The sequence below is a fragment of the Pseudoalteromonas sp. R86517 genome, assembly GCF_042466295.1.
Classification (GTDB): domain Bacteria; phylum Pseudomonadota; class Gammaproteobacteria; order Enterobacterales; family Alteromonadaceae; genus Pseudoalteromonas; species Pseudoalteromonas atlantica.
Map to the genome: position 1 here is coordinate 2,880,179 of NZ_JAXHCB010000001.1, position 23,485 is coordinate 2,903,663.

23 protein-coding genes are annotated in these 23,485 nt (G+C 41.0%); 8 read left to right on the forward strand and 15 right to left on the reverse strand.

Annotated elements, in window-relative coordinates; translation table 11 throughout:
* Positions 1–120: 120 nt before the first annotated feature.
* Entirely contained in the window at positions 121–1,032 is a 912-nt protein-coding gene (locus SJY38_RS13085) for a LysR family transcriptional regulator (RefSeq protein ID WP_286741697.1), read from the reverse strand.
* A 138-nt stretch (positions 1,033–1,170) separates the two neighbouring features.
* On the opposite strand from SJY38_RS13085, the gene SJY38_RS13090 reads away from it, so the two are divergent.
* The 4 genes from SJY38_RS13090 to SJY38_RS13105 all read left to right on the forward strand — a co-directional run bounded on the left by SJY38_RS13090 (position 1,171) and on the right by SJY38_RS13105 (position 4,571).
* Complete coding sequence (locus SJY38_RS13090) at positions 1,171–2,343, forward strand: MFS transporter (RefSeq protein WP_286741696.1); 1,173 nt, start codon at positions 1,171–1,173, stop codon at positions 2,341–2,343.
* Positions 2,344–2,412: 69 nt separating this feature from the next.
* Positions 2,413–3,552, forward strand: coding sequence for an MFS transporter (locus tag SJY38_RS13095; RefSeq protein ID WP_286741695.1), 1,140 nt, complete (start codon positions 2,413–2,415; stop codon positions 3,550–3,552).
* Between the two features lie 11 nt (positions 3,553–3,563).
* Positions 3,564–4,097: a redoxin domain-containing protein gene (locus tag SJY38_RS13100; protein ID WP_286741694.1), complete on the forward strand. Its 534-nt coding sequence runs from the start codon at positions 3,564–3,566 to the stop codon at positions 4,095–4,097.
* 63 nt (positions 4,098–4,160) lie between these two features.
* Positions 4,161–4,571: a hypothetical protein gene (locus tag SJY38_RS13105; RefSeq protein ID WP_286741693.1), complete on the forward strand. Its 411-nt coding sequence runs from the start codon at positions 4,161–4,163 to the stop codon at positions 4,569–4,571.
* A gap of 123 nt (positions 4,572–4,694) precedes the next feature.
* Here SJY38_RS13105 and ssb read toward each other — a convergent pair whose 3' ends face one another.
* Together ssb and SJY38_RS13115 are read right to left on the reverse strand one after the other, a co-directional pair.
* Positions 4,695–5,399: a single-stranded DNA-binding protein gene (ssb, locus tag SJY38_RS13110; protein ID WP_024032519.1), complete on the reverse strand. Its 705-nt coding sequence runs from the start codon at positions 5,397–5,399 to the stop codon at positions 4,695–4,697.
* Between the two features lie 20 nt (positions 5,400–5,419).
* Positions 5,420–6,787 (reverse strand): MFS transporter, encoded by a 1,368-nt coding sequence (locus SJY38_RS13115; protein WP_024032520.1) that lies wholly within the window; start codon positions 6,785–6,787, stop codon positions 5,420–5,422.
* A gap of 163 nt (positions 6,788–6,950) precedes the next feature.
* Between SJY38_RS13115 and uvrA the strand changes: the two genes are divergently transcribed.
* Together uvrA and SJY38_RS13125 are read left to right on the forward strand one after the other, a co-directional pair.
* Entirely contained in the window at positions 6,951–9,773 is a 2,823-nt protein-coding gene (gene uvrA, locus SJY38_RS13120) for an excinuclease ABC subunit UvrA (protein WP_377110216.1), read from the forward strand.
* Positions 9,774–9,808: 35 nt separating this feature from the next.
* Entirely contained in the window at positions 9,809–10,846 is a 1,038-nt protein-coding gene (locus SJY38_RS13125; RefSeq protein ID WP_377109952.1) for a hypothetical protein, read from the forward strand.
* Between the two features lie 414 nt (positions 10,847–11,260).
* Here SJY38_RS13125 and trpS read toward each other — a convergent pair whose 3' ends face one another.
* From trpS to rpe, 3 genes are read right to left on the reverse strand one after another with little or no spacing between them, the layout of a single operon-like run.
* Positions 11,261–12,265, reverse strand: coding sequence for a tryptophan--tRNA ligase (gene trpS / locus SJY38_RS13130; RefSeq protein ID WP_029771853.1), 1,005 nt, complete (start codon positions 12,263–12,265; stop codon positions 11,261–11,263).
* A gap of 33 nt (positions 12,266–12,298) precedes the next feature.
* The gene (locus tag SJY38_RS13135; RefSeq protein ID WP_055254629.1) at positions 12,299–12,964 is read right to left on the reverse strand and encodes a phosphoglycolate phosphatase; all 666 of its coding nucleotides are present in this window, start codon (positions 12,962–12,964) and stop codon (positions 12,299–12,301) included.
* The gene (rpe, locus tag SJY38_RS13140; RefSeq protein ID WP_029771856.1) at positions 12,964–13,647 is read right to left on the reverse strand and encodes a ribulose-phosphate 3-epimerase; all 684 of its coding nucleotides are present in this window, start codon (positions 13,645–13,647) and stop codon (positions 12,964–12,966) included. Before rpe ends, SJY38_RS13135 begins: the two co-directional genes overlap by 1 nt.
* Before the next feature lie 426 nt (positions 13,648–14,073).
* Between rpe and SJY38_RS13145 the strand changes: the two genes are divergently transcribed.
* Both SJY38_RS13145 and SJY38_RS13150 read left to right on the forward strand, forming a co-directional pair.
* Positions 14,074–14,370 (forward strand): hypothetical protein, encoded by a 297-nt coding sequence (locus SJY38_RS13145; protein ID WP_064386247.1) that lies wholly within the window; start codon positions 14,074–14,076, stop codon positions 14,368–14,370.
* A 3-nt stretch (positions 14,371–14,373) separates the two neighbouring features.
* Complete coding sequence (locus SJY38_RS13150; RefSeq protein ID WP_024032525.1) at positions 14,374–14,559, forward strand: DUF2970 domain-containing protein; 186 nt, start codon at positions 14,374–14,376, stop codon at positions 14,557–14,559.
* Here the strand turns inward: SJY38_RS13150 and SJY38_RS13155 are convergent.
* From SJY38_RS13155 to SJY38_RS13195, 9 genes are all read right to left on the reverse strand, one after another.
* Positions 14,507–15,373: a Dam family site-specific DNA-(adenine-N6)-methyltransferase gene (locus SJY38_RS13155; RefSeq protein WP_024032526.1), complete on the reverse strand. Its 867-nt coding sequence runs from the start codon at positions 15,371–15,373 to the stop codon at positions 14,507–14,509. The genes SJY38_RS13150 and SJY38_RS13155 overlap by 53 nt on opposite strands.
* A 53-nt stretch (positions 15,374–15,426) precedes the next feature.
* Positions 15,427–16,797 carry an AAA family ATPase gene (locus SJY38_RS13160; protein WP_286744747.1) on the reverse strand — a complete coding sequence of 457 codons (1,371 nt, stop codon included), beginning with the start codon at positions 16,795–16,797 and terminating at the stop codon, positions 15,427–15,429.
* Positions 16,797–17,867: a 3-dehydroquinate synthase gene (aroB, locus tag SJY38_RS13165; protein ID WP_024032528.1), complete on the reverse strand. Its 1,071-nt coding sequence runs from the start codon at positions 17,865–17,867 to the stop codon at positions 16,797–16,799. The genes SJY38_RS13160 and aroB overlap by 1 nt, the downstream gene beginning before the upstream one ends.
* 28 nt (positions 17,868–17,895) lie before the next feature.
* Positions 17,896–18,414, reverse strand: a complete 519-nt coding sequence (gene aroK, locus SJY38_RS13170; protein WP_004589350.1) for a shikimate kinase AroK — start codon at positions 18,412–18,414, stop codon at positions 17,896–17,898.
* 184 nt (positions 18,415–18,598) lie between these two features.
* Positions 18,599–20,689 carry a type IV pilus secretin PilQ gene (locus tag SJY38_RS13175; RefSeq protein WP_024032529.1) on the reverse strand — a complete coding sequence of 697 codons (2,091 nt, stop codon included), beginning with the start codon at positions 20,687–20,689 and terminating at the stop codon, positions 18,599–18,601.
* Positions 20,676–21,212, reverse strand: a complete 537-nt coding sequence (locus tag SJY38_RS13180) for a pilus assembly protein PilP (protein WP_024032530.1) — start codon at positions 21,210–21,212, stop codon at positions 20,676–20,678. The genes SJY38_RS13175 and SJY38_RS13180 overlap by 14 nt, the downstream gene beginning before the upstream one ends.
* Positions 21,209–21,814, reverse strand: coding sequence for a type 4a pilus biogenesis protein PilO (locus tag SJY38_RS13185; RefSeq protein WP_004589347.1), 606 nt, complete (start codon positions 21,812–21,814; stop codon positions 21,209–21,211). Before SJY38_RS13185 ends, SJY38_RS13180 begins: the two co-directional genes overlap by 4 nt.
* Positions 21,804–22,376, reverse strand: coding sequence for a PilN domain-containing protein (locus SJY38_RS13190; RefSeq protein WP_024032531.1), 573 nt, complete (start codon positions 22,374–22,376; stop codon positions 21,804–21,806). The genes SJY38_RS13185 and SJY38_RS13190 overlap by 11 nt, the downstream gene beginning before the upstream one ends.
* Positions 22,364–23,443 (reverse strand): pilus assembly protein PilM, encoded by a 1,080-nt coding sequence (locus SJY38_RS13195; RefSeq protein WP_004589345.1) that lies wholly within the window; start codon positions 23,441–23,443, stop codon positions 22,364–22,366. Before SJY38_RS13195 ends, SJY38_RS13190 begins: the two co-directional genes overlap by 13 nt.
* Between the last annotated feature and the right edge of the window lie 42 nt (positions 23,444–23,485).

Genomic DNA, 23,485 nt, shown 5'->3' on the forward strand with positions numbered 1-23,485 from the left:
TAGTTACATATCAATTAAATGAGATGTAAATTACAAAGGTGTTTTTGCGTTTTTGCGCATTTACGACTCGCTAATTATTGCGGCGCATAAGTTAGCTAAAAGCGCTTTTATAAAGCCAACTCAATTACGCATGCTAAGCTGAATTTCTGCTTGGGCATTAAGTGCCATTTCTACAAACGCTTGCGTGGTAGCGCTGTTGTTAATTTGCTTGTATTGCAGCTGCAAATAAATTTGTGTGTCGACCTTTTCTAACTCTATAAAATGGCAACCCTCGCTATATAATTTACTTACACAATAAGGCGCTATAGCTAACCCTAAACCAGCGGCAACCTCTGTTACTAAGGTTTGCATATGCCTTGGTTGACTAATAATGTTAGGTGAAAAGCCAGCGCGCTTGCAACGAGTAATAATTTCATCAAACAACCCTAAGGCTTCGTCGCGATTAAAAAGAATAAACGGCTCATTTTTAAGAGTTTTCAAATCAATAGTTTGTGCCGATGCAAAGGGATGATTTTTGTTGACCACCGCTACGAGGCGGTCAACGTACATAGTTTCACTTATAAACTCATCGGCTATGGTCCTTGGTAACGGCCGAGAAAACGCAACATCTACCCGTTCGTTTTTAAGGGCCTCTATTTGCTCGGTCGCGGTCATTTCTAGCAAGGTAACGTGAACATTAGGAAACTGCGACTTATACGTTCGGATTAATTTGGCTAAAAATGTTAAACACGCAGAGCTTAAATACGCAATACTCAGCGAGCCTAACTGCCCGCTATCGACCAGTTTAACCTTATTTTTAGCCCGCTCTGTAAGCGCTAAAATTGCAGTGGCATCTTTAACTAACTGCTCTCCCGCTTGCGTGATCGACACCTCCCGAGAGTTACGGGTAAACAAGCTAACACCTAGCTGCTCTTCTAACGAAGAAATATGGCGACTTATAGCGGGTTGAACTGTATGTAGCTCTTGAGCCGCTTCTGAAAAGCTCAAGTGCTTAGCCACTGCAATAAAACTTTTTAATATTTTTATATCCATGTGCGACTCAAATTTGCTCTGTGTGAGAGGTATAGCAACAACTATACGTTATTTGTATAGATTCCATCAAATTTAAACATTTCTAATATCGATAATCTCTCTCTATCATTCGCCTACCTTTTAATGTTGGAGAGCAAAATGTCCCAGGTAACGCAGAGTGCCTCGTTAAGTCGCTTTATTTTATTGTTGATGACAACCGCCATTGCAGCAACCGCTGCAAACCTATATTACAGCCAGCCAATTTTACCCCTGATTGGTAACGAGTTTAATTTAACGGATTCACAACTTGGTAGCATTCCCGCATTTACTCAATTTGGTTACGCTTTTGCCCTATTGTTTATTTCGCCGCTGGGGGATTCTATTGCGCGTCGTCGCTTAATAAGCATTTTATCGGGCTTACTGGTTATTGCATGTAGCTTTGCCGTATTTACACCTAACTTACCGCTGTTATTAATGTCGGTATTTTTAATAGGGGTAAGTGCCAACATTACCCAGCAATTAATCCCTTTTGCGGCATCACTTGTATCTGCTGAAAATAAAGGGACTACATTGGGCACCTTAATGATGGGTCTAACCATTGGTATTTTACTTTCACGCACGTTAAGCGGTTTTGTAGGAGAGCACTTTGGTTGGCGTGGCGTATTTGTTATGTCTGCAATATTAGCTGCGCTATTTGGTGTACTACTTAGGCTCTTTTTACCCCTAAATAAACCACAAACTAGCTTACGTTACTGGCCGCTACTTAAAAGTACAGTGGCGTTATTTAAACAGCACAAACCACTACAAGTGTTTACTTTAACTGGCGCGCTTTGGTTTGCTGCTTTTAATGTACTTTGGGCTACTTTAGCTATTTATGTCAGTGATGCACCTTTTAACTACAGCGCCCAAGAGGCCGGATTATTTGGCATCATCGCATTAGCTGGCGTAATAGGGGCTAAGTCTTCGGGTAAGTGGGTCAATGCGTTGGGCTCTAAAAAATTAGTCATGATAGTACTCACACTTGCCGCAATTGGTTTTGCTATTACAGGCGTTTTTTTAGGAAACCTAATAGCCCTAATTATCGGTATTATTTTAATCGACTTCGCTATTTTTAGCGCACAAGTAGCCAATCAAGTCCGCGTATTTAGCATAGACCCAAGCGCACAAAGCCGTATCAATGGTGTTTACATGCTCGGCTACTACTTAGGTGGCGCATTTGGCTCAATTATTAGTGTGAAAGCCTTTGCTTTGTACCAGTGGCCTGGCGTAGTCGTCCTTAGTGTAGTGTTAATTACCATCAGCGCTGCTTTTAACTCTCTCGCAAAAAAATAACCGCCATTAACTCCTTGCAACTAAGGGGGACTTACGCTTAGTTGCCCTATTTAAAAACAGAGAATACTTATGAATAAACTCAATAACGCAGGAAGCTACACTTTGCTGTGTATAGCCTGCTTAACAATCATGGTGGGTGCATTGGTTGCACCTGGTTTAATCAGTATATCAACAGCCCTAAATGTTGCTGACAGTGCGGTATTTTTAGTGACCTTACCGGCTTTAGGGGCTGTTATATTTGCGCCTATTGCAGGTAAATTAATTGATAAATATGGCGCTTACCGTTCATTAATTATTGGCTTATTTTTATACGGCTTTTTCGGTGCAAGCGTGTATTGGTTACAAGGGCCGCTGTTGGTTTTTGCTAACCGTATTTTACTTGGCGGTGTTACCTCAATTGTTATGGCCGGATGTACCGTTTTAATATCACAGTGGTACTTTGGTAAAGCGCGCCTAGGCATGCTTGCTAAGCAAGGCATGGCAATAGAGCTAGGTGGCGTTATATTTCTATTTATAGGTGGCTTACTTGCTGTGCAGCATTGGGCTTTACCATTATCGTTGTACCTTATTTCTTGGGTATTTTTAGCCATGTTGCTACTTTTTGTGCCGCGTAATCACCCTCAAGCACAAGAGGCACAAGCAACACAAGAGCACGTAATATCAAATAAAGGCTTATCTCTTAAGCATGTGTATTCGCTGGCTGTGCTTGCAATGGTCACGTTTTTTAGCGCAATTGTTTTACTACCCAGCACAATGCATGCGCAAAATTATAATGAAGAACAAGTAGGTTTTTTACTCTCTTTCATCTCGTTAGTGGCTGTTGTTGGGGCACATTTTATGCCTCAGTTAACTAAAAAAATGGGCGAGCAAAAAGTACTTGCGCTGGCATTTATAGGCTATGGGGCATCATTTGCTTTCTTTTTACAAACGGGTACAGCGTTATTGGTAATAGGCGCTGTGTTTAGCGGTATTGGCTTTGGTTTTAGCATCCCACTATTAAACCATATGACCGTAGAGCGTAGCGCAGCCTCTGTTCGCGGTCGTAACCTCTCTTATTTCACAATGGCTGTTTTTTCTGGGCAATTTCTAACATCGTTTGTTGAATATATCCCAGGAGGCACACGCAATATTTTTATTAGCTGTATCAGCTTATGTGCACTCACTGCGCTGTACTTATTTGTTAAAAAAAATCATTCACAATCAGTATAAAAGAGGTTTTTATGTCAGAGTCATTTAAATTAATAGCCGGTAATTCATTTCCAACAGTTACTGCACACTTGCTCGATGGTACAACCGCAGATCTAAGTAAGCCGCACGGTGGCGCCGAGTGGCAAATGCTCGTGGTATACAGAGGTAAGCACTGCCCGCTTTGTATGCGTTACTTAAATTTACTAGAAGCGCAATTACCCGCATTAAAGGCACTTGGCGTGAGCGTTTGTGCCGTTTCTGCAGATAACCGCGCACAGCTAACACAAAGTATGGACACGCTCTCGGTTAGCTTTCCTATAGCTTATGGTTTAACACAGCAGCAAATGAAACAACTTGGGCTGTATATTTCCTCACCTCGCTCTGAGCAAGAAACCGATCACAACTTTGCAGAGCCCGCTATGTTTGTCGTAAATGAGCAAGGGATATTGCAAGCTGTAAATATTTCTAATGCTCCGTATTTACGCCCTGAATTAGACGTGGTTGTAAGAGGCTTAAAGTTTATTAAAGAGCAAAATAACTACCCTATTCGCGGCACTGTTGTGTAACCATTTAAATTGCAGCCTTGGCATTTATTACCTTACGGCTGCTTTATTAAGGCATAAGCTTTCATGAAGAATTTATTTAGTAACCTTTTAAATTTAGCCAGCGCGCTTTTTATGTTTAAGTTTGCCCTGCCAAAATTATTAGCTGCGCAAGTAAGCGTTAAAACCTTTAGCTACTTTGCGCAGATACTGCCCGTTAACGCTAAAATTTATATGTATAGCGTTGGTTTACTGGAGTTGGTAGTGGGTTTAATGATGCTTGCTCTTTTGTTTATTAAAAATGAAAAGCAAAAAGCACTGTTTACCTATGTTGCATATGTTTTATTGGCGGGTACGTTAATTGGGGCGCTGTTACATGAATATTTTGTTCGCCCCGAGCCAATTGCTCAGTTAGTGACTTACTCAGGCTGTTTTTTAGTTATATGTGCCATTCAATTTTTAGCCTATAAAAAGGCGCTAATAGCGCGTTTTGAGTGACTTTAAAGTGTTAAACGGTAGGTGTAGAAACAGCACCTTTTGTACTAAAACGTGTAGTTACAAAAAAGCCGCTTAATAGCGGCTTTTAAGTAAATTTTTCAACATTTGTTTTTTTGTCTTTGGTTAGAACGGAATGTCGTCATCAAAATCTATTGTTGGTTCCATAGGATTTGATGCACCGCCCTGAGGGGCGTTTTGCGGCTTAGGTGCAAAACCACCTTGCTGCTGTGGCGCATTACTTTGCCCAGGAGCAAAGCCACTGTTGTTTGATTGTTGGTATTGGTTATTTTGCTGTGGAGCAGGTGCTGCAGCTGGGCGTTGTGCTGGTGCAGCTTGTTGCTGTGGCGCATAACCACCTTGCTGGCTGTTTTGAGCTTGGTTGTTTTGACCATAGCCACCGCCTTGTTGATTATTTTGGTAACCGCCACCTTGTTGGCCGCCTTGATTACCTTGATAACCACCACCTTGCTGATCGCCACCGCGTGCGCCTAGCATTTGCATTTGACCCGTAAAGCCATCAACAACGATTTCTGTTGTGTATTTTTCTTGGCCTTGTTGGTCGGTCCATTTACGTGTTTGAAGTTTACCTTCAACGTAAATCTGCGAGCCTTTACGGCAGTACTCACCAACAATTTCAGCTAGCTTGCCAAAAAACACTACACGGTGCCATTCAGTTTTATCAACCATTTGGCCAGTGTTTTTGTCTTTATAGCTGTCTGACGTTGCTAAGGTAATATTTGCTACACCATTGCCATTAGGCATGTAACGAACTTCAGGATCTTGTCCTAAATTACCAACCAAAATTACTTTGTTCACACCGCGTGCCATGGAACCATCTCCTATAAACGTTAGATTAAACCAGCTACTTTACGTGCTTGGTCTAGGTCAAATTCTTTATCATTAATCTTTAAATAGCTGCGGCTTTCGTCGCGTACTACTGTTGCTTCTATTACGCCAGGTAAAGCAACTAGCTGAGAAGCAAGTGCTTGGGCTTGCTCTTCAGAACTTAAATTGGTCATTAAACTAATAACTTTACTTTTCGGTGGGACTTGCATTTTCCACGCAATAATAAGCCATATTAACCCAACAAGTGCCGCGGCCGCAAACACAGCTTGCGTACTTGTAGTTTGGGCAACATACCCCCCTAAAATACCACCTAAAAAAGCCCCCAAAAACTGGCTAGACGAATACCCACCCATAGCCGAACCTTTTTGGCTAGCGGGCGCAATACGCGATACAAGCGCAGGCATAGTGGCTTCTAAAAAATTAAATGCTACAAAATAAAGCAACATACAAATGGCAATGCCAACCACGCTATTCACCCAAATAGACATAGCAAACATACTAATAGAAAGCAGTGCTACTGAGCCAATAAACGCCTGTTTTTCTTTTTCTTTTTTAATGGCAATAATCATAATAGGGACCATTAAAATAAACGCTAACAGCAATACCGGAATATATAAATACCAATGGTGGTTTGCCACTAAGCCATCTTTTATTAGTTGGCTGGGCAGTACCACAAAAATAGTGGTTAGCGTTAAATGTAGCAGTAATACGCCTGCATTTAAGCGCGATAATTGCGGATGCTTAATAAGCTTTTTAATATCACTAAAGCTTGCCAAGGTATCGCCTTTGGGCGCTTTATTAACGGCATTGGGAACTAAAAATAAAATAATACCAATACCAAACACGGCAAGGATTGCTGTTAACCAAAATACTCCCGCTACACCCCACGACGCGGCAACAATAGGCCCAAGTAACATAGCAAAAGCAAAGCTCATGCCTATGCTCATACCAATCACTGCCATTACTTTAGGGCGTTGTTCGTCGCGGCTTAGGTCGCTGGCAAAAGCAAGCAACGCACTGGCTATAGCGCCCATACCTTGCAATGCACGGCCCACTGTAACCATTTGAATAGATTCAGCAAGGGCTGCAATAACAGAGCCCAACGCAAACACAACTAAGCCACCAACAATGACTTTTTTACGGCCTATTTTATCTGACAAACGCCCCATAGGAATTTGCAGTACCGCTTGCGTTAAGCCATACGCGCCAATAGCAAATCCTATCCACATAGGCGAAAAACCATCAAGCGATTGGCCATAAATAGCCAATACAGGCATCAGCATAAACAAGCCGAGCATTCTAAATGCAAACACACTCGCCAGCGATACAGCGGCGCGCTTTTCTCGTGAATTAAGTGAAGATGCGGTCATTATCTGCGTATTCTTACGATATGAAAAATTTAGGCTGGGATTCTACCACAAGCTTGGCAATAATTAATCGCCTATAAGTAAGGATTTTTTCGTTGATCATTGATTAATAATGTTTCGTATTATGCGATACTGGACAAATAATTTTGGTAATAAACGAGATAGCATGGAAAACATTGAAGTCCGAGGCGCCCGTACGCACAATTTAAAAGACATCAGCCTAACCATCCCACGTGATAAATTAATTGTTATCACAGGCCTATCTGGTTCGGGAAAGTCATCACTGGCATTTGATACTTTATATGCAGAAGGACAGCGTCGTTATGTTGAGTCACTTTCTGCCTACGCAAGGCAATTTTTATCGTTAATGGAAAAGCCTGACGTTGATCATATTGAAGGCCTCTCTCCCGCCATTTCTATTGAGCAAAAATCTACATCGCACAATCCTCGCTCAACAGTGGGTACCATTACCGAAATATACGATTACTTGCGTTTAATGTTTGCCCGCGTGGGCGAACCACGCTGCCCAACCCACGACTTACCGCTTGCAGCTCAAACAATTAGCCAAATGGTTGATACCGTTTTAGCACAGCCAGAGGGCACTAAGCTGATGCTTTTAGCGCCAGTGGTTAAAGATCGTAAAGGTGAGCACGTTAAATTACTTGAGCAACTTGCAAGCCAAGGCTACATTCGCGCTCGTATAGACGGCGAAGTATGCGACTTATCAGATCCACCAACGCTTGAGCTTCATAAAAAACACACTATTGAAGTGGTGGTTGACCGCTTTAAAGTAAAAGATGGCCAACAGCAGCGTTTAGCAGAGTCGTTCGAAACCGCACTAGAGATGTCTGGCGGTGTGGCAAATGTAGCCTACATGGACGACAGTACGATAGAAGAAATGCTGTTCTCGGCAAATTTTGCCTGCCCTACCTGTGGCTATGCAATGACCGAATTAGAGCCGCGTTTATTTTCGTTTAATAACCCTGCCGGCGCGTGTCAAAGCTGTGATGGTTTAGGCGTACGCCAATATTTTGATCCTAACCGCGTAGTACATAACCCTGAGCTAAGCTTGGCCGGTGGTGCTATAAAAGGGTGGGATAAACGCAGCTTTTATTATTTTCAAATGCTACAGGCGGTCGCCGAGCACTATAACTTTGATTTAGATGTGCCATTTGAAAAGCTGGCTAAAGAATCGCAAAAAATTATTTTAGAAGGCTCAGGGCAAACAAAAATAGCCTTTAACTACCGTAACGACAGAGGCGATTTAATAACACGCAACCACGAGTTTGAAGGCGTGTTAAACAACATGAACCGTCGCTATCGCGAAACTGAGTCTAACTCGGTGCGTGAAGAGCTCGCTAAATATCAAACTAGCCAAGCGTGTCCTAGTTGCCATGGCTCGCGTTTACGCCAAGAAGCACGTCACGTATTTATAGGTCAAACAAACCTACCTGCTATTACGACTATGAGTATTGGCGAAGCGATGGACTTTTTTGAAGGGCTATCACTAACAGGCCAAAAAGCCCAAATAGCTGAAAAAATCCTGAAAGAAATTCGCGACCGCTTATCGTTTTTAATTAATGTAGGGCTTAATTACTTATCGCTTGAGCGCAGTGCCGATACCCTCTCAGGTGGTGAAGCCCAGCGTATTCGTTTAGCCAGCCAAATAGGTGCAGGCCTTGTAGGCGTAATGTACGTACTGGATGAACCATCAATTGGTTTACACCAGCGCGATAACGACCGTTTATTACAAACATTGGTGCATTTACGCGACTTAGGTAACACCGTGATTGTAGTTGAGCATGATGAAGATGCGATTCGCGCAGCCGATCACATTATTGATATTGGCCCAGGCGCGGGAGTGCACGGCGGACACATTATTGCACAAGGTACACGTGACGATATTTTAGCCACTAAAGACTCAGTAACTGGCCAGTTTTTATCAGGCGTGCGCAAAATAGAAGTGCCACAAGAGCGTAACCCAACCAGCGAAAAATGGCTTGAGCTATTTGGCGCAACAGGGAATAACCTAAAAAATGTAGATTTAAAAATTCCATTTGGCTTATTAACCTGTATTACAGGGGTATCGGGCTCAGGTAAATCAACGCTCATTAACGATACACTCTTTAAGCTTGCGCATACTGAGCTTAACGGCGCGACCACAGCAGAAGCCGCGCCGTATAAATCAATTAGTGGCCTTGATCACTTTGACAAAGTGATTGATATTGACCAAAGCCCAATTGGTCGTACACCGCGCTCAAATCCTGCAACCTACACAGGTATTTTTACCGGTATTCGTGAGTTATTTGCAGGGACACAAGAAGCCCGCTCTCGCGGCTATAAAGTAGGTCGCTTTAGCTTTAACGTAAAAGGCGGGCGCTGTGAAGCTTGCCAAGGCGATGGCGTAATTAAAGTAGAAATGCACTTTTTACCTGATGTATATGTACCTTGTGATGTATGTAAGGGCGCGCGCTATAACCGCGAAACCTTAGAAGTACAATACAAAGGTAAAAACATTCACCAAGTGCTCGAAATGACCGTTGAAGACGCGCACGACTACTTTGATAAAATACCTGCAATAGCGCGTAAACTTAAAACGCTAATGGACGTTGGTTTATCGTATATTCGCCTAGGGCAAGCTGCTACCACGCTCTCTGGTGGTGAAGCACAACGTGTAAAACTGGCTCGTGAGCTTTCTAAACGCGATACAGGTAAAACATTGTATATACTTGATGAGCCAACAACCGGCCTTCACTTTGCCGATATTGAACAACTACTTGTGGTATTACATCGCCTGCGCGATCATGGTAATACCATTGTGGTAATTGAGCATAACTTAGATGTGGTTAAAACCGCAGACTGGGTGGTTGATTTAGGCCCTGAAGGGGGCGCTGGCGGCGGTGAAATACTCATTGCAGGCACGCCTGAAGAAGTAGCCAAATGTGAACGCTCGCATACAGGGCATTACCTAAAGCCCCTATTAAACTAACTGGGGTTTATTACCTCATACGATAAGGAAAGTCGGTGTTAAGGCGTTATAAAATTATAAAATGGCGAGCCAGTAGGCTATTTAAACAGCTGCAAAAAAAATTGCAGCCTCTTAAAGCTGATATTGATAAGCATATTAAACCCATATGGTTTAGCCTTAGCACCGCGCAAAAGCTTTACTTAGCAGCGCTTATATCTGTGATTTTCTTTAAATCCTGGTCACTTTGCGCGCTTTTAACAATGACTGCCTTGGTAATTGAATTTTGGCCAAAGTTTAATAAACTATGGCACTCTTTAGCAGGCAAAGCTTTAATTTTGGTTTTTTATGCAACCATTGCTAATTTTGTTTTGGCAAATGCAAGCAGTATTGTTAACGATGTAACTCACGTATCAGCTGCAAACATGAGCTACACACACAATTTTGCAACTTTGATATATTTACCCATTTGGGCATTAGGAATTACACTCTGTACATTACTAATATTTCAATTTATTTTACCCTTTTATATCATAATGCTGTTACTTATAAAGCCATTTGGATCGCAAAGCATTAAATATATAAGTCAAAGCTACTCTCCCTTACTTACCGCATCTATTAGATTAATATTAGCCTTCATAACTTTAAGTACCCTCTATCCTTTATTGGACGATAGGGATGAAGCAACATTTCTATCAGATATAGAAAACGGTTTCTATTTTGGAAGAGAGCTGGCTAGTGACTCTCCTGAAGTGAAGGGGCATGCTATGGTCAACCTAAATGAAAGGCTGGCTAAACAGGAAACAAAAACTCAACCCAGCTCGCAAAAAGCAGAAGAAATAAATGAATTCGCCGAATCTGCAAGTTCATTTGTTGCTACTGAAGGTTATTTTGGGCGTAGTAAACACATTATAGCGATGTTTGCATTTAATTACGAAGCGGATGAATACTCAAGGTGTAAAAAAGCCAAAAATAGCAAAGTGGTAGAGTTGAACGATTACGAAATAGTAGAGATTACGCCAAATGAAACTATGCCTTATGGCTATTCTTTTATTGTAAAAGCCTGCGAATCTCCTGCGTTTAAGTCCACTAGCTAATAAATTATGGCTTTTTTAAGTGATGAATGAAGTATTAGAAGTTATAAAAAAATGCCGCTAAATTTAGCGGCATTTTTATTTGCTTATACTAGGGCGTGTTGATTTTTGATGGTTGAATTTGCAGCAGCATGTTTGGTTTTTAGGCAAGGCAGAGCCTATGAAGTGTGGTTACTCCCCATAAATAGGCGATAACGCAGCATAAATGCCAAACATACGCTGCCCTTCGGGTTCTGCCTAGGGGCGATAAACTCTTTGTTGCCTACATGGATGTAGGTAAGGGGCGTGAGCAGGACGCGGAAGCTTTACTCGGTTTTTACTTAGCCCACTAGGTTACAAACCTCGCGCCGCGATTTAATCGCCCCTAGATTGAACAAATTTCAATCCGCAAAGATCAACACGCCCTAAGAAAGCAATTTATGTACGAGGAATAAACCCTAGTGCATCGTAAACCGATTTAAGTGTTTTTTCTGCACGTACACTGGCCTTTTCTGCGCCTGATTTCATGATGCTATCAAGTAGGTTTTGATCTTCTCTGATCTCTTTAAAACGTGCTTGGATTGGCTCAATCATGCTAACAACTGCATCGGCTGTGTCTTTTTTCAGGTGGCCATACATTTTATCTTCATACTCTGGCACTAAGTCTTCAATTGAGCGCTTAGTGGCTACGCTTAATAAAGTAAGTAAATTAGAAACGCCTGGCTTTTCAGTGCGGTCAAAGTAAATACGCGCTTGCTCGTCTGAATCGGTTACTGCTTTTTTAAGCTTTTTCTCAATCTTTTTAGGCTCATCTAATAGCATGATATAGCCATTAGGGTTTTCATCAGACTTAGACATTTTTTTGAGCGGATCTTGAAGGCTCATTACGCGTGCGCCAAATTCTGGAATATATGGCTCAGGTAACTTAAATACGTCACCGTATAAATTATTAAAGCGTGTCGCTATATCACGCGTTAACTCTAAGTGCTGCTTTTGATCATCCCCTACCGGTACTTGGTCTGCTTGGTATAATAAAATATCCGCTGCTTGCAATACTGGGTACGAAAATAAACCGACGTTTACATTGTTAGCATGCTTAGATGACTTGTCTTTAAACTGAGTCATGCGGTTAAGCTCGCCCATTTGTGCGTAACAATTTAGCACCCATGCTAACTGCGCGTGTTCTGGCACTTGCGACTGTACAAATAAGGCCGATTTTTCAGGGTCTATGCCACATGCCGCATATAACGCTATACCATCTAATACGCGAGAGCGAAGAAGTTCAGGCTCTTGGCGAACAGTAATCGCGTGTAAATCAACAAGCATAAAGAAACTTTCGTGGTCTTCCTGTAGCTTTAGCCACTGGTTAATAGCGCCAACATAGTTGCCTATTGTCATACCACCGGTTGGCTGAATGCCACTTAAAACTACTGGTTTACTCATGATTTTCCTTTACTGTTTAGTTAATTAAAAATTTTAACGCTGTGTTAGTGTTGGTATTATATCTAAGAAGTTATCGCATAGGTACTGTGGATTATAATCCTCAAGATTTTCGCCTTGGTTATAACCATAATCCACCGCAATCACATCAATTTTAGCGGCATGTGCTGCCAATATATCGCTTTTTGAATCGCCAATCATAATAGCCTTACTCGGCTCAACATTCAGCTTGTTACATGCATACAATAAAGGCGCTGGTGAAGGCTTTTTAGCCATATCGTCTCCACACACTATCACTTCAAAGTGACTGGTAAGGGAAAGCTTATCAAGTAGTAGCTCGGTAAATAGACGCGCCTTATTAGTAACAAGTGCTTTTGGCATGCCCCGCAAAGCACTGAGCCCTGTTTCTACATGCTGATACAACACACTATACTTGCCCACTAGCTGCTCATAATGTTGGTAAAATAAGGCAATGGCTTTTGCACTAAGCGCTTCATCTAAATGTTCGCTAATTTGCATATCGCCGCTGAGTGCACGCTTGACTAGGGTTTCAATACCGTTGCCTATCCAGCTTTCAACCAAGCTTTGGCTAACAATAGGAAACGCTAAATCACTCAGTGTTAAGTTTACTGCTAGGTATAAATCGTAAACGCTATCAACAAGTGTGCCGTCAAGGTCGAACAAAGCTACATCATATTTCATTACTTTACGTTTCCTAACTGCTCACGCATTTGATCAATAACAACCTTGTAATCAGGCTCATTAAAAATAGCAGACCCTGCTACAAACATATCGGCACCTGCTTGCGCTGCTGCCGCTATGTTATCAACCTTAATACCACCATCTACTTCTAGGCGAATATCACGACCCGACGCAACTATACGCTGCTTAGCTTGAGCTAGTTTTTCAAGGGTGTGGGGAATAAAGCTTTGGCCGCCAAAGCCTGGGTTTACCGACATTAATAAAATAGTATCTAGCTTATCAATAACGTGATCGAGGTAGCTAAGGCTAGTGGCAGGGTTAAATACTAAGCCTGCTTTACAACCATGGTCTTTAATGAGCTGTATGGTGCGGTCTATATGCTCGCTGGCCTCAGGGTGAAAAGTAATTATTGATGCGCCGGCCTCTGCAAACAAAGGGATTATACTATCGACTGGTTTTACCATTAGGTGCACATCTATAGGTGCTGTTACACCGTAATCTCTAAGCGCTTTACACACCATAGGCCCAATAGTGAGATTAGGCACGTAGTGATTATCCATGACATCAAAATGTACTACATCAGCGCCTGCAGCGAGTACTTTATCCACATCTTCGCCTAATTTTGCAAAATCGGCTGACAAAATAGAAGGCGCAATTAAGTATTTTTGTTCAGGGTTTAACATAGTAATCCGTCAATCAGTAAAGTATGCCTTAATGTACCGTAAATGCTAAGGTTTCCCAAGTAATACACTGTAAATTAGGCATAACTAAAAATATCGATTTAAATACATAAGTATTTATTTATAAAAAGCTTTAGGGCGTGTTGAGCTTTAGTGGTTGAGTTTTAGGCAGCATGTTTAATTTTTGGTCAGGCCGTGAGTAGGATACACAAGCCATGCTTACATGATACAAGTTATTAGTTTACGCAAGAGCAGTTATTGTGCCCACTCGATTACAACCCTCGGGTCGCGATTTAAAAACTCTTAGCTTGAGAGCACACTTTAACTCGCAAGTTTCAACAGGCCTTAGCTATTACAGATAAATATTAGTTTGTTATTTATACAGCTTTTGTTATTATTAAAGGAGTAACTTAATTTTAGGCTAATATTATGCGTGCATTTAAAACAGGGATCTTAATTGCGTCGGCATTGTTATTTATTGGAGCATTTAGTTTTGCGCCAAGTTCTGAGCAAGATTTAAGCTTAGTTAGCAATTGTCAGCATCAGGCAAGTAGTAAAAACACTTCAAACACCTTAACGTGTGCGAAAGTAGAAGAAGACTCATCGTGGTTTTCGTGGCTAACAGGCGATAGCCGCAGTGCGCAGTTTCATTATTTAGATTTATTAGAGCTATTAACTAGCTCAGAAGACGCTAAGAATACGCCTTCAATAAAACCTCTATTTTAAATAATGCTGCACTTTATTAGCGCGTTGCAAAGTGTGCTAGCAGCATTTTTTGGTGTGCAATCAGAGCACAAACGCCAAGCCGACTTCCAGCAACACTCCCCTCTTTTTATTATTGCTTTAGCTGTGCTGTTTTTTGTTATTTTTGTAGTGACAATTTACGCAGTGGTTGCTTGGGTGCTAAATACATAGCCATTAACTCGTCGACCTTGTTGCGTGATCCACCTTTAGGGCTGATAGTACGTTTTACCTGAATTTTACCAAGTGTAGCTTGGCTATAAATTTTTCGCGTCCATACGGTATCGTGGTTAGATATAAGCACTGGGGTATTGTTTTCAAACGCGGCTTGCTCGGCTAAGTTTGCCAAGTTTGCTTGATCGTCTAAATTAAACCCGCCTTTAGCATAAGAGGTAAACGACGCTGTTTTACTTAGCGGCACATAAGGAGGATCGCAATAAATAACCGCATTGTTTGGCACAAGCTTAAACACATCATCATAGCTTAGGCAGGTAAATGTGGCTTTTTGTGCTTTTTCGGCAAAAAAGTACATTTCTTTTTCAGGAAAATAAGGCTTTTTATATTTACCAAATGGCACGTTAAAAATGCCTTTGAGGTTATACCTACACAGCCCATTGTAACCATGGCGATTCATGTATAAAAAGAGCATTGCGCGCTCATACACATCACTGCTTTTATTAAACTGTACACGGTATTCGTAGTAAGCGTCTGGGTGGTTATTTAAATCAACAAATAGTTTTTTAGAGTCACTTATAAACTCATCAGGCGAGCGCTTGAGCTCTTTGTATAAGTTAATTAAATCAGCATTGATGTCGTTGAGTAAATAGTGTTTAAAATTACTATTTAAAAATACCGAGCCTGCACCTACAAAAGGTTCTACCAAGGTTTCAGCGTGTTTGCTGGCTTGAGATAAACGTGCATTAATATCTTCAACTAGGCTGTATTTACCGCCAGCCCATTTAAGGAAGGCTCTACTCTTTTGTTGCATTGGTTCTTAACTTCAATCTGCTGTAGCGCGATTTTACACTAAAGTGAGTCAGTTTACTGATCAAGTCGTGCAATTTCTTGTTTTATTTTGCTGATTTTTTTATAAAAAGGCTTGTTCTTTCTAAGCGCACTCGACAAGGCAGACAACGCACTTTTAGCATCAGCGAGTGATGCATAACTGCCAATAGTAACCACCCACCACACTTTATTATTTCGCTTAGTTTGATATACCTTAGCGCGCTGGCTTAAATTATGTTCAATAATAAACTCACGGGTGATTTTTTCCTGTGTAACGGCTAGCAGCTGCACAGTTGTATTATTATCTGGCTGAGCTAAATACCAAGCGTTATCGGATACGTTATTTGAGATTTTAGGCTGCGGGCTTTCTTTATCGTCACTTTCAATTGGCTCAATAGTCTCAGGAGTGTTTAAGCTTTGTGGTAACGCCTCGCTTTGCTCACTTTGAGCGCTTTGTTGAGCCTGACGCGTTAAACTTTGCATTATCGCCGGCACATCGTTTTTATGGGGCGCTACATTACCTTGTGATTTATCGCTGACCGGCTCTAAAGGCAAATCCGCTTTTGATATATCAGAATTATCATTACTGACTTCTTTATCTGCGCTTGGGATAGCGACAATTTTAGAAGCAGGAATAGCGGTATCTATGTCCTGGCTTTGTTGATTTTGATAGTACGTTTGCCACCACTGGGTCATGTCATTTTTATACAGCAACCCAATGATAAGTAGCATAATTATAATTAACAACGAGATTAAGTGTACTCGCCACGACACTTTATCTTTTTTTACAATATCAGCCACATGCTCCGTTGGTTGCCATGCTAATAATAAGCTGGGGTTGCCATTCGCTTCATTTAAAAATGCGCTAAATACGGGGTCTTCATCGTACGGTAAATTAGGAAAATACCAGCTCATTAGCTGTTTAGATTCATGTGCAGATAAAGGCTCTAAGTAAATTTCAACGGCATTATTAATAGCTAGCTTTGATTGCGAAGCTAGCATGATATAAAGCGTTACAGGGCTGTTTTTGGCAAGTAACTCTAATTCCTGTAATAGCTCTTCAGATAGGTGCCTTGCATTATCAAGCACCCACAAACAAGCCTCACACGGCTGCTGCTGCAACAATTGGTAAAAGTTTTCACTTAACGATAAATCGTGATCAATCAGCGGAGAGTTAAAGCTTTGCTCTAATATATCACTCATCAGTGATACATCATTTACACTGGCACTTACTTGTACAAATGCTTTATTAAAACTGTTGTATTTGTCGGTGATGAAGGTTTCGAGCATATAACTTTTGCCTAGGCCAGAGGTGCCTAGTAATACAATTAAGTTTTGCCCGTATTCAAATTGCAGAGCGATTCTATCCACCAACGCCGCACGGCTTGGTAAAATTTGCGCCTGCATTATTGCTCGATTAACGCTCTAACTTGGTCGTCTGATACGTCATCTACCAATGCGCATTGACCAAATTGAGTAGGTAAAATAAAGCGGATAGTGCCTTTTTTATTTTTTTTGTCTTTACGCATATGCATTAAAAACTGCTCAGCAGTCATTTCACTTGGGATCTCAGTCGGTAAATTATAAAGCTTGAGTAGCGTTACAATTCTATCTACCTCAGTTTGCGATAAATCACCGCGTGTATGCGCTAATTTAGCAGCAAGTACCATTCCGGTAGCAACAGCCTCGCCATGTAGCCATACACCGTATCCCATTTGCGCTTCAATTGCATGCGCAAAGGTATGCCCTAAGTTGAGTAATGCACGAAGGCCATTTTCTTTTTCATCTTGCGCCACGATAAGCGCTTTAATTTCACAACATCTATAAATAATATGCTGCAAACTTGCTTCATCTAGTTGCTGTAGCTTTTCTACATTTTGCTCAATAAAAGCAAATAGCTCGGTATCGTAAATTAAACCATACTTAATAACTTCGGCCATACCCGCTGCAAATTCGCGCGCCGGTAAAGTGTGAAGTGAATTAGTATCAATAAAAACCGCTTGCGGCTGATAAAACGCCCCAATCATGTTTTTACCCAGTGGGTGATTTACCGCTGTTTTGCCCCCTACAGAGGAGTCAACTTGTGATAGTACCGTGGTCGGAATTTGAATAAACGGTACACCGCGCTGATAACATGCAGCAACAAAACCTGTTAAATCGCCAATAACGCCGCCACCTAGTGCAATTAAGCATGTGTCTCGGCCGCAATTATTTTGCAATAAAAAAGCAGATATTTTCTCAAACCATTCAAGCGACTTGTATTGCTCACCATCTGGAATGACAAAAGAAAGAGGGTCTAGATCAGCTAACGAATCAAGCAGTCCTTGTAAATATAAAGGCGCAACTGTGTCGTTAGTGATAATGATAGGCCGACAATCACCAATGTGGTGAACAAGGCGGCCATTATCTTGAAGTGCAGATTGACCAATAAAAATAGGATAACTTCGCTCGTCCAAATTAACAGTTAATTCAAGCATGCTTTGTTATTTCCTTTATTATTGGTTTTTAAAAATCTAATTTCTCGATGATTTGGTTAGCAACAACTTTAGCGCTTTGCTCATCGGTGCGTACAACAAAATCGGCAACTTCTTTGTATAGTGGCTCGCGTTCTTCTGCTAAGCGCTCTAGTACATTACGAGGTGCTTCTTCAGTTTGCAGTAATGGGCGACGCTTGTCGCGTTGCGTGCGTGCAACTTGCTTTTCTATAGGTGTCTCTAGGTATACAACGATACCACGAGCCGAAAGCTTGTTTCGAACTTCTTTACTCATTACTGAACCACCACCGGTTGCAAGTACAATACCTTGCATTTCGGTTAAGTCGCCAATAACAGATTCTTCACGAAGTCTAAAGCCTTCTTCACCCTCAAGATCAAACACCCAGGCAATATCTGCACCGGTACGGCGTTCGATTTCTTGATCAGAATCGACAAATTCAAGGTGTAATTGGTCAGCGATGTGACGACCAATCGTGCTTTTGCCAGCCCCCATGGGGCCAACTAGAAATATATTACGTTTCTCAGCCATATCTTTTAGTACAAACGAACTCTAAAATTTGAAATAAAACCCCGCCTAACGACCTGGCCCCAAAATTAAGGAGGGGATTATCTCAGTAATTGGCCGGGTATTTCAAGTCTATTACAATAAAAAGCCATATAACGAGCAATTATTATCAATAAACACTCGTTGACGAACATAAAACCACTAAATTTTAATCTATTTGTATTTTCGGTGTCACGAAAATAAGTAATTCACGTTTCTCATTAAACTCGCTGGTGCTCTTAAATAAGCGTCCAACATATGGAATATCACCAAGTACAGGTACTTTATTTGTGGTATTAATTATTTGCTGCTGAAAAATACCACCCAGCACAACGGTTTGGCCGTTATCAACCAGCACTTGTGTTTCAATTTGTTGAGTGTCTATCGAAACCGCTTCACCTGTTCCGGTTTGAACCGTTTCGCCACGAGTATCTTGTGTAATAACTAAGTCTAAAATAACTTTGTTATCAGGCGTTATATGCGGTGTAACCTCAAGGCTCAATACCGCTTTTTTAAAGCTTACAGTAGTAGCACCACTTGAGGCTGATTCGGTATAGGGGATTTCAGTACCTTGCTCAATACGTGCTTTTTGCTGATTAGCTGCAGTAATGCGCGGGCTCGCAATAATCTCACCTTTATTTTCTTCTTCTAAAGCACTAAGCTCTAAATCAATTAAAGTGCCATTAGCCAACTTAGCTATGTGTAAACCAATACTTGCCGCAGGGTTAGTAATAGGTAGGTTTACATTAAGACGGTCTGATAAATCAGGAATAGTGCCATTTGAGATAGACTCAGCTCCTTCAAGCGAGCCAGATATACCATCACTATCTTGTTGATCACTAAATCCCCAACGCACGCCTAAATCTTCTGTGACGTTATCGCGCACTGTTACCATACGTGATTCAATAACAACCTGTTGCACTGGAATATCGAGTGTTTCAATCATACGACGAATACTCTCAATGCTCTTCGCTGTATCTTTAATAAGTAATGTATTGGTACGCTGGTCAACCGATACACTGCCTCGGGCAGAAATGATGCTGTTAGTATCGGTTTTGAGTAAATCCGCAAAATCTTCAGCCTTAGCGTAGTTTAAACGAATATACTCACTGTAAAGCGGCTCTAAATCCTCGACCTTTTGTTTTGCTAGTAAATCTTTAGCTTCACGTGCTGCGAGCTCTTCAGCTGGCGCAACCATCAATATAGAGCCATCCATACGCTTATCAAGGCCTTTAATACGCAGTACAACATCTAAAGCTTGATCCCATGGAACGCCATCTAAACGAAGCGTAATATTGCCGGTTACGGAGTCACTCGTTACTAAGTTAAACTCGTTATAACCCGCTATGATTTGCAGTACAGCTCTAACCGAAATATCTTGGAAGTTTAAGGTCATTGGACGACCTTGATATTCTTTGCCGCCATCTAAATAGGCATTTTGCGTTTCATCTTTTTCAATGGTTAACGTTAAAATGTTATCTATTTGTTGGTAGGTAAAGGTAAAAGCAGCATTAGGCTCAATAACTACACGGCTTAAGCTATCTTCTTTAAAGGTCTCAATGGTACTTACTACAGTACCAAAATCTAGCACATCTAATTCATACAGTAAGTCATCTAAAATATCTGTGTGATGAAACTCTGCAATTATTTTTCCACCACTTTCATGTACTTCTATTGCAGCTTGCGTGTCTTGTAAAAATACTAAAACTTTTGCTTCGCCTTTTTCACCACGACGAAAATCAATAGATTGAATCCGATTAATATAAGCGCTTGAGGCATCATAACTATTGCTGCTTTCATCAGAAGCTTGCTCAGTAAGCGGGTTATCAGATACGCGCAACGACACTAAGTTATTATTAACTTGTGTTTCGTATATTTTTAAACGCTCTAAATTTACCGTAACTTTTAAGCCTTGCTCTGTCAGTACGCTGCTTACACTGTTAATACCTGCGTGATCGACCGGCACATTTTCAAGACCCTGTTCTAGTTCTGCACCATCAAATAGCATTTCTATGCGCGCTGGTGTGTTGTGTACTTGAATTTTAGGTTGTTGTGTTAGCTCTTCGTCAAATACAAGTTGTAACTCTGTCTCGCCTTTTAGCAAGGGGTTATAACGTACATCATAAAGTAGCGGCGCTGCACTGGCTGTTTTTGCAACAAAAAGAGCCAATATGACAAATAACACCGTTTGAAAACGATGATGCCAAAGTACATCCTTATGCATGTGTGTTTTACCTTTTTTATTATTAATTTGCGCCATTATTTGCCGCCTCTAACATTTCCAATTTAGTCAGCCGCTCTTTCCAACAACCCGACCCATCAGGGATTAATTCAACTAGTTCTACATAATCACTACTTACAGACTTAACTTTACCGTCATACGTCCCTAAGTAATTATTTACCGTTACCCTATGCAGCGTTTCATCCGCTGCGGTGATCAGTGCCCACATTTGCCCGTTAGAGCCTAATGTACCTTTCATTGATAGGTTATCGAGCGGGTACTTTTCTAGTGGCTCTCTCACTCTATCAGGGTCAGGGTGTAAACAATTTTTAATTTGCGTTAGTTTATTTTGAATAATTTCAGGCTGCGGAGCCACAAAAGGACTACGTAACTGCGATGCATTATATTCAAAATGTTCAAACTGCGTTAATTCAGGTATTTCCTCAACTTTAGGCGTGGTGCTGGCCTTAACTTGGTCAATAAATTCTTTTTGCTCCGACGTATCGTCGTTACAACCTGCCAACAATAAAACTGATAATGATAATAAAGGGACTAATCTCACTTTTTAACCCCTTCTTCATAACGATATGTTTTTGCTACCACACTGAATGTTAGTTGCTTTTCGCCAGATGATACAATCGAAAAGTCGTGTAAACTTACAATTCGTGGTAATTGGGCTACTTTTCCTACAAATTCACCAAATTCATGGTAAGTGCCTATTACTTCAATTTTTATTGGCAGCTCAGTATAAAACTCTTTTTCGACTTCAGGTAACCAGCCAATTTTCAAAAATGTTAAACCGCTAGTAGTACCTACATAAGATAAATCGTCTAACAGGCCTGGGGTTTCATTTGAGGTAGGTAATCGCTTTAGTAGTTGTGAAAACTTATCTTCCATTTCAACCATTTGCTGGCGGTATATATCAAGCTTACTGGCTACGGCATACTTTGTTCTGTAGGTACTGCGCAGCTCTACTTCTTTAGCTACCGCGCTGTGATAGCTGTCTATTTCATCAGATACCAATAGGCTGTAACTAAAAAACAACACTAAACCGGCTATAAATAAGCAACAAATTGCTTTTACCGCAACGGGCCACTCGCCAATGTTGTCGAGCTCAATTTCATTCCAATCTATTTCATTTAAGGCTTTTAAATCAAGGTTCATCACTTACCTCACCAATTTCATCAAATGGTTTTACGTAAAACTCCATATTAAAATCACTGAGTAACCGTGATGTTTGATCGCCTGCCACAATGCCTTGCATGGTAGGTCTTTCTAATAAATATGAGCCTTGCACCTGACGCAGCATAGTAGATAAACGATTGTTTGATTCACTGCGCCCTAGCACATGTATTTGACTGCCGCGGCGCTCAAGCTTAGTTAAATACACGCCTTGAGGAACAATTTTAGCTACTTCGTCCATAATTTGAGTACCTAAATTACGGCTGCTTTGTAGCTCTTCAATTAATCGCATACGTTGTTGTAAATTTTCTTTTCGCTTATCAAGATTTCTAATTTCACTGATTTTTTTATCAAGCATGCTGATTTCTGAGCTTAAATAATTATTTTTTAAATTTTGGCCATCTTTTAAACCCGCGTAAAAAGAGCTAAGTAAGTACATACTTGCAAAACAGCCAATAACAACCGCAACTAAAATTGTTATAAATTTCTTTTTTGATTCTTCACGCTGTAGCTCTCGCCACGGCAATAGATTTATATGTGGCATGATGAAAAGCTCCTTAATGCCAAACCAGTAGCAATTGCAAACTGCGTTCTATTTCGCTGCATTACATTTCTGTCTACTTTTGGCGAAACTTCCATATTTGCAAATGGTTCAGCCACCACAGCATGAATACCTAGCTCTTCAATTAACAACCTATCTAAACCGTCAATCATCGATGTACCGCCGGTTAGCACAATATAATCTACTTGATCTTTACCTGTAGTTGTTAAAAACATTTGTACCGCACGGCGCACTTGTTGCAATAATGATGTTTGAAACGGTGCCAGCACTTCAAAAGTATAATTAGGGGGTAAGTCACCCGTTGTTTTGCCTATTTCAGCCTCATCAAAGCCTTTGTTATAGTAAGACACAATGCTGTTAGTGTATTGGTCGCCACCAAACACTTGGTCACGGGTATAAATTGTTTCACCTGCTTGAACAACACTCACCAACATTAAAACAGCGCCAATATCTACCACAGCAACACACTTATTAAAGGCGTCACTTGGTAATTGCTGATAATACACATCCATTGCTCTACTTAACGCATAGCTTTCAACATCAACCACTTTAGCGGTTAAGTTTGCCGCCTCAAGTGCGCCCACACGGGCTTCAACACTTTCTGTACGTGCAGCAGATAACAACACATTCATTTTACTCGGGTCGGCTTCGTTGGTAGAGAGCTTTTCAAAATCTAAACTCACTTCATCAAGGGGGTAAGGTATTAAGCTGTCAGCTTCTATTTCAATTTGCGACTCTAATTCAGCGTCGCTTAATGAAACATCCATAAAAATAACTTTAGTGATAACGGTTTGCCCTGATACAGCCACTGCCGCTGATTTTAAAGATTTTGGTAGTTTTCTTTTTAATTTTGTAATTATGTTACCAATTGCTTCAATATCCTGAATAGAGCGCTCGCTCATTGCGCCTTTTGGCATAGGTTCAATTGCAAGTGCTTCTAGTCGAAATCCCGTTTCAATTTCACTTAAAAGCACTGCTTTGATTGAGTGCGATCCGATATCAATTCCGACCATCGCAGTGGATGGCTTTTGAAATAGTTGACTTAGCATGTTTGCAACTTGACCTTTGTTTTAATAATAAACAAGTTATAA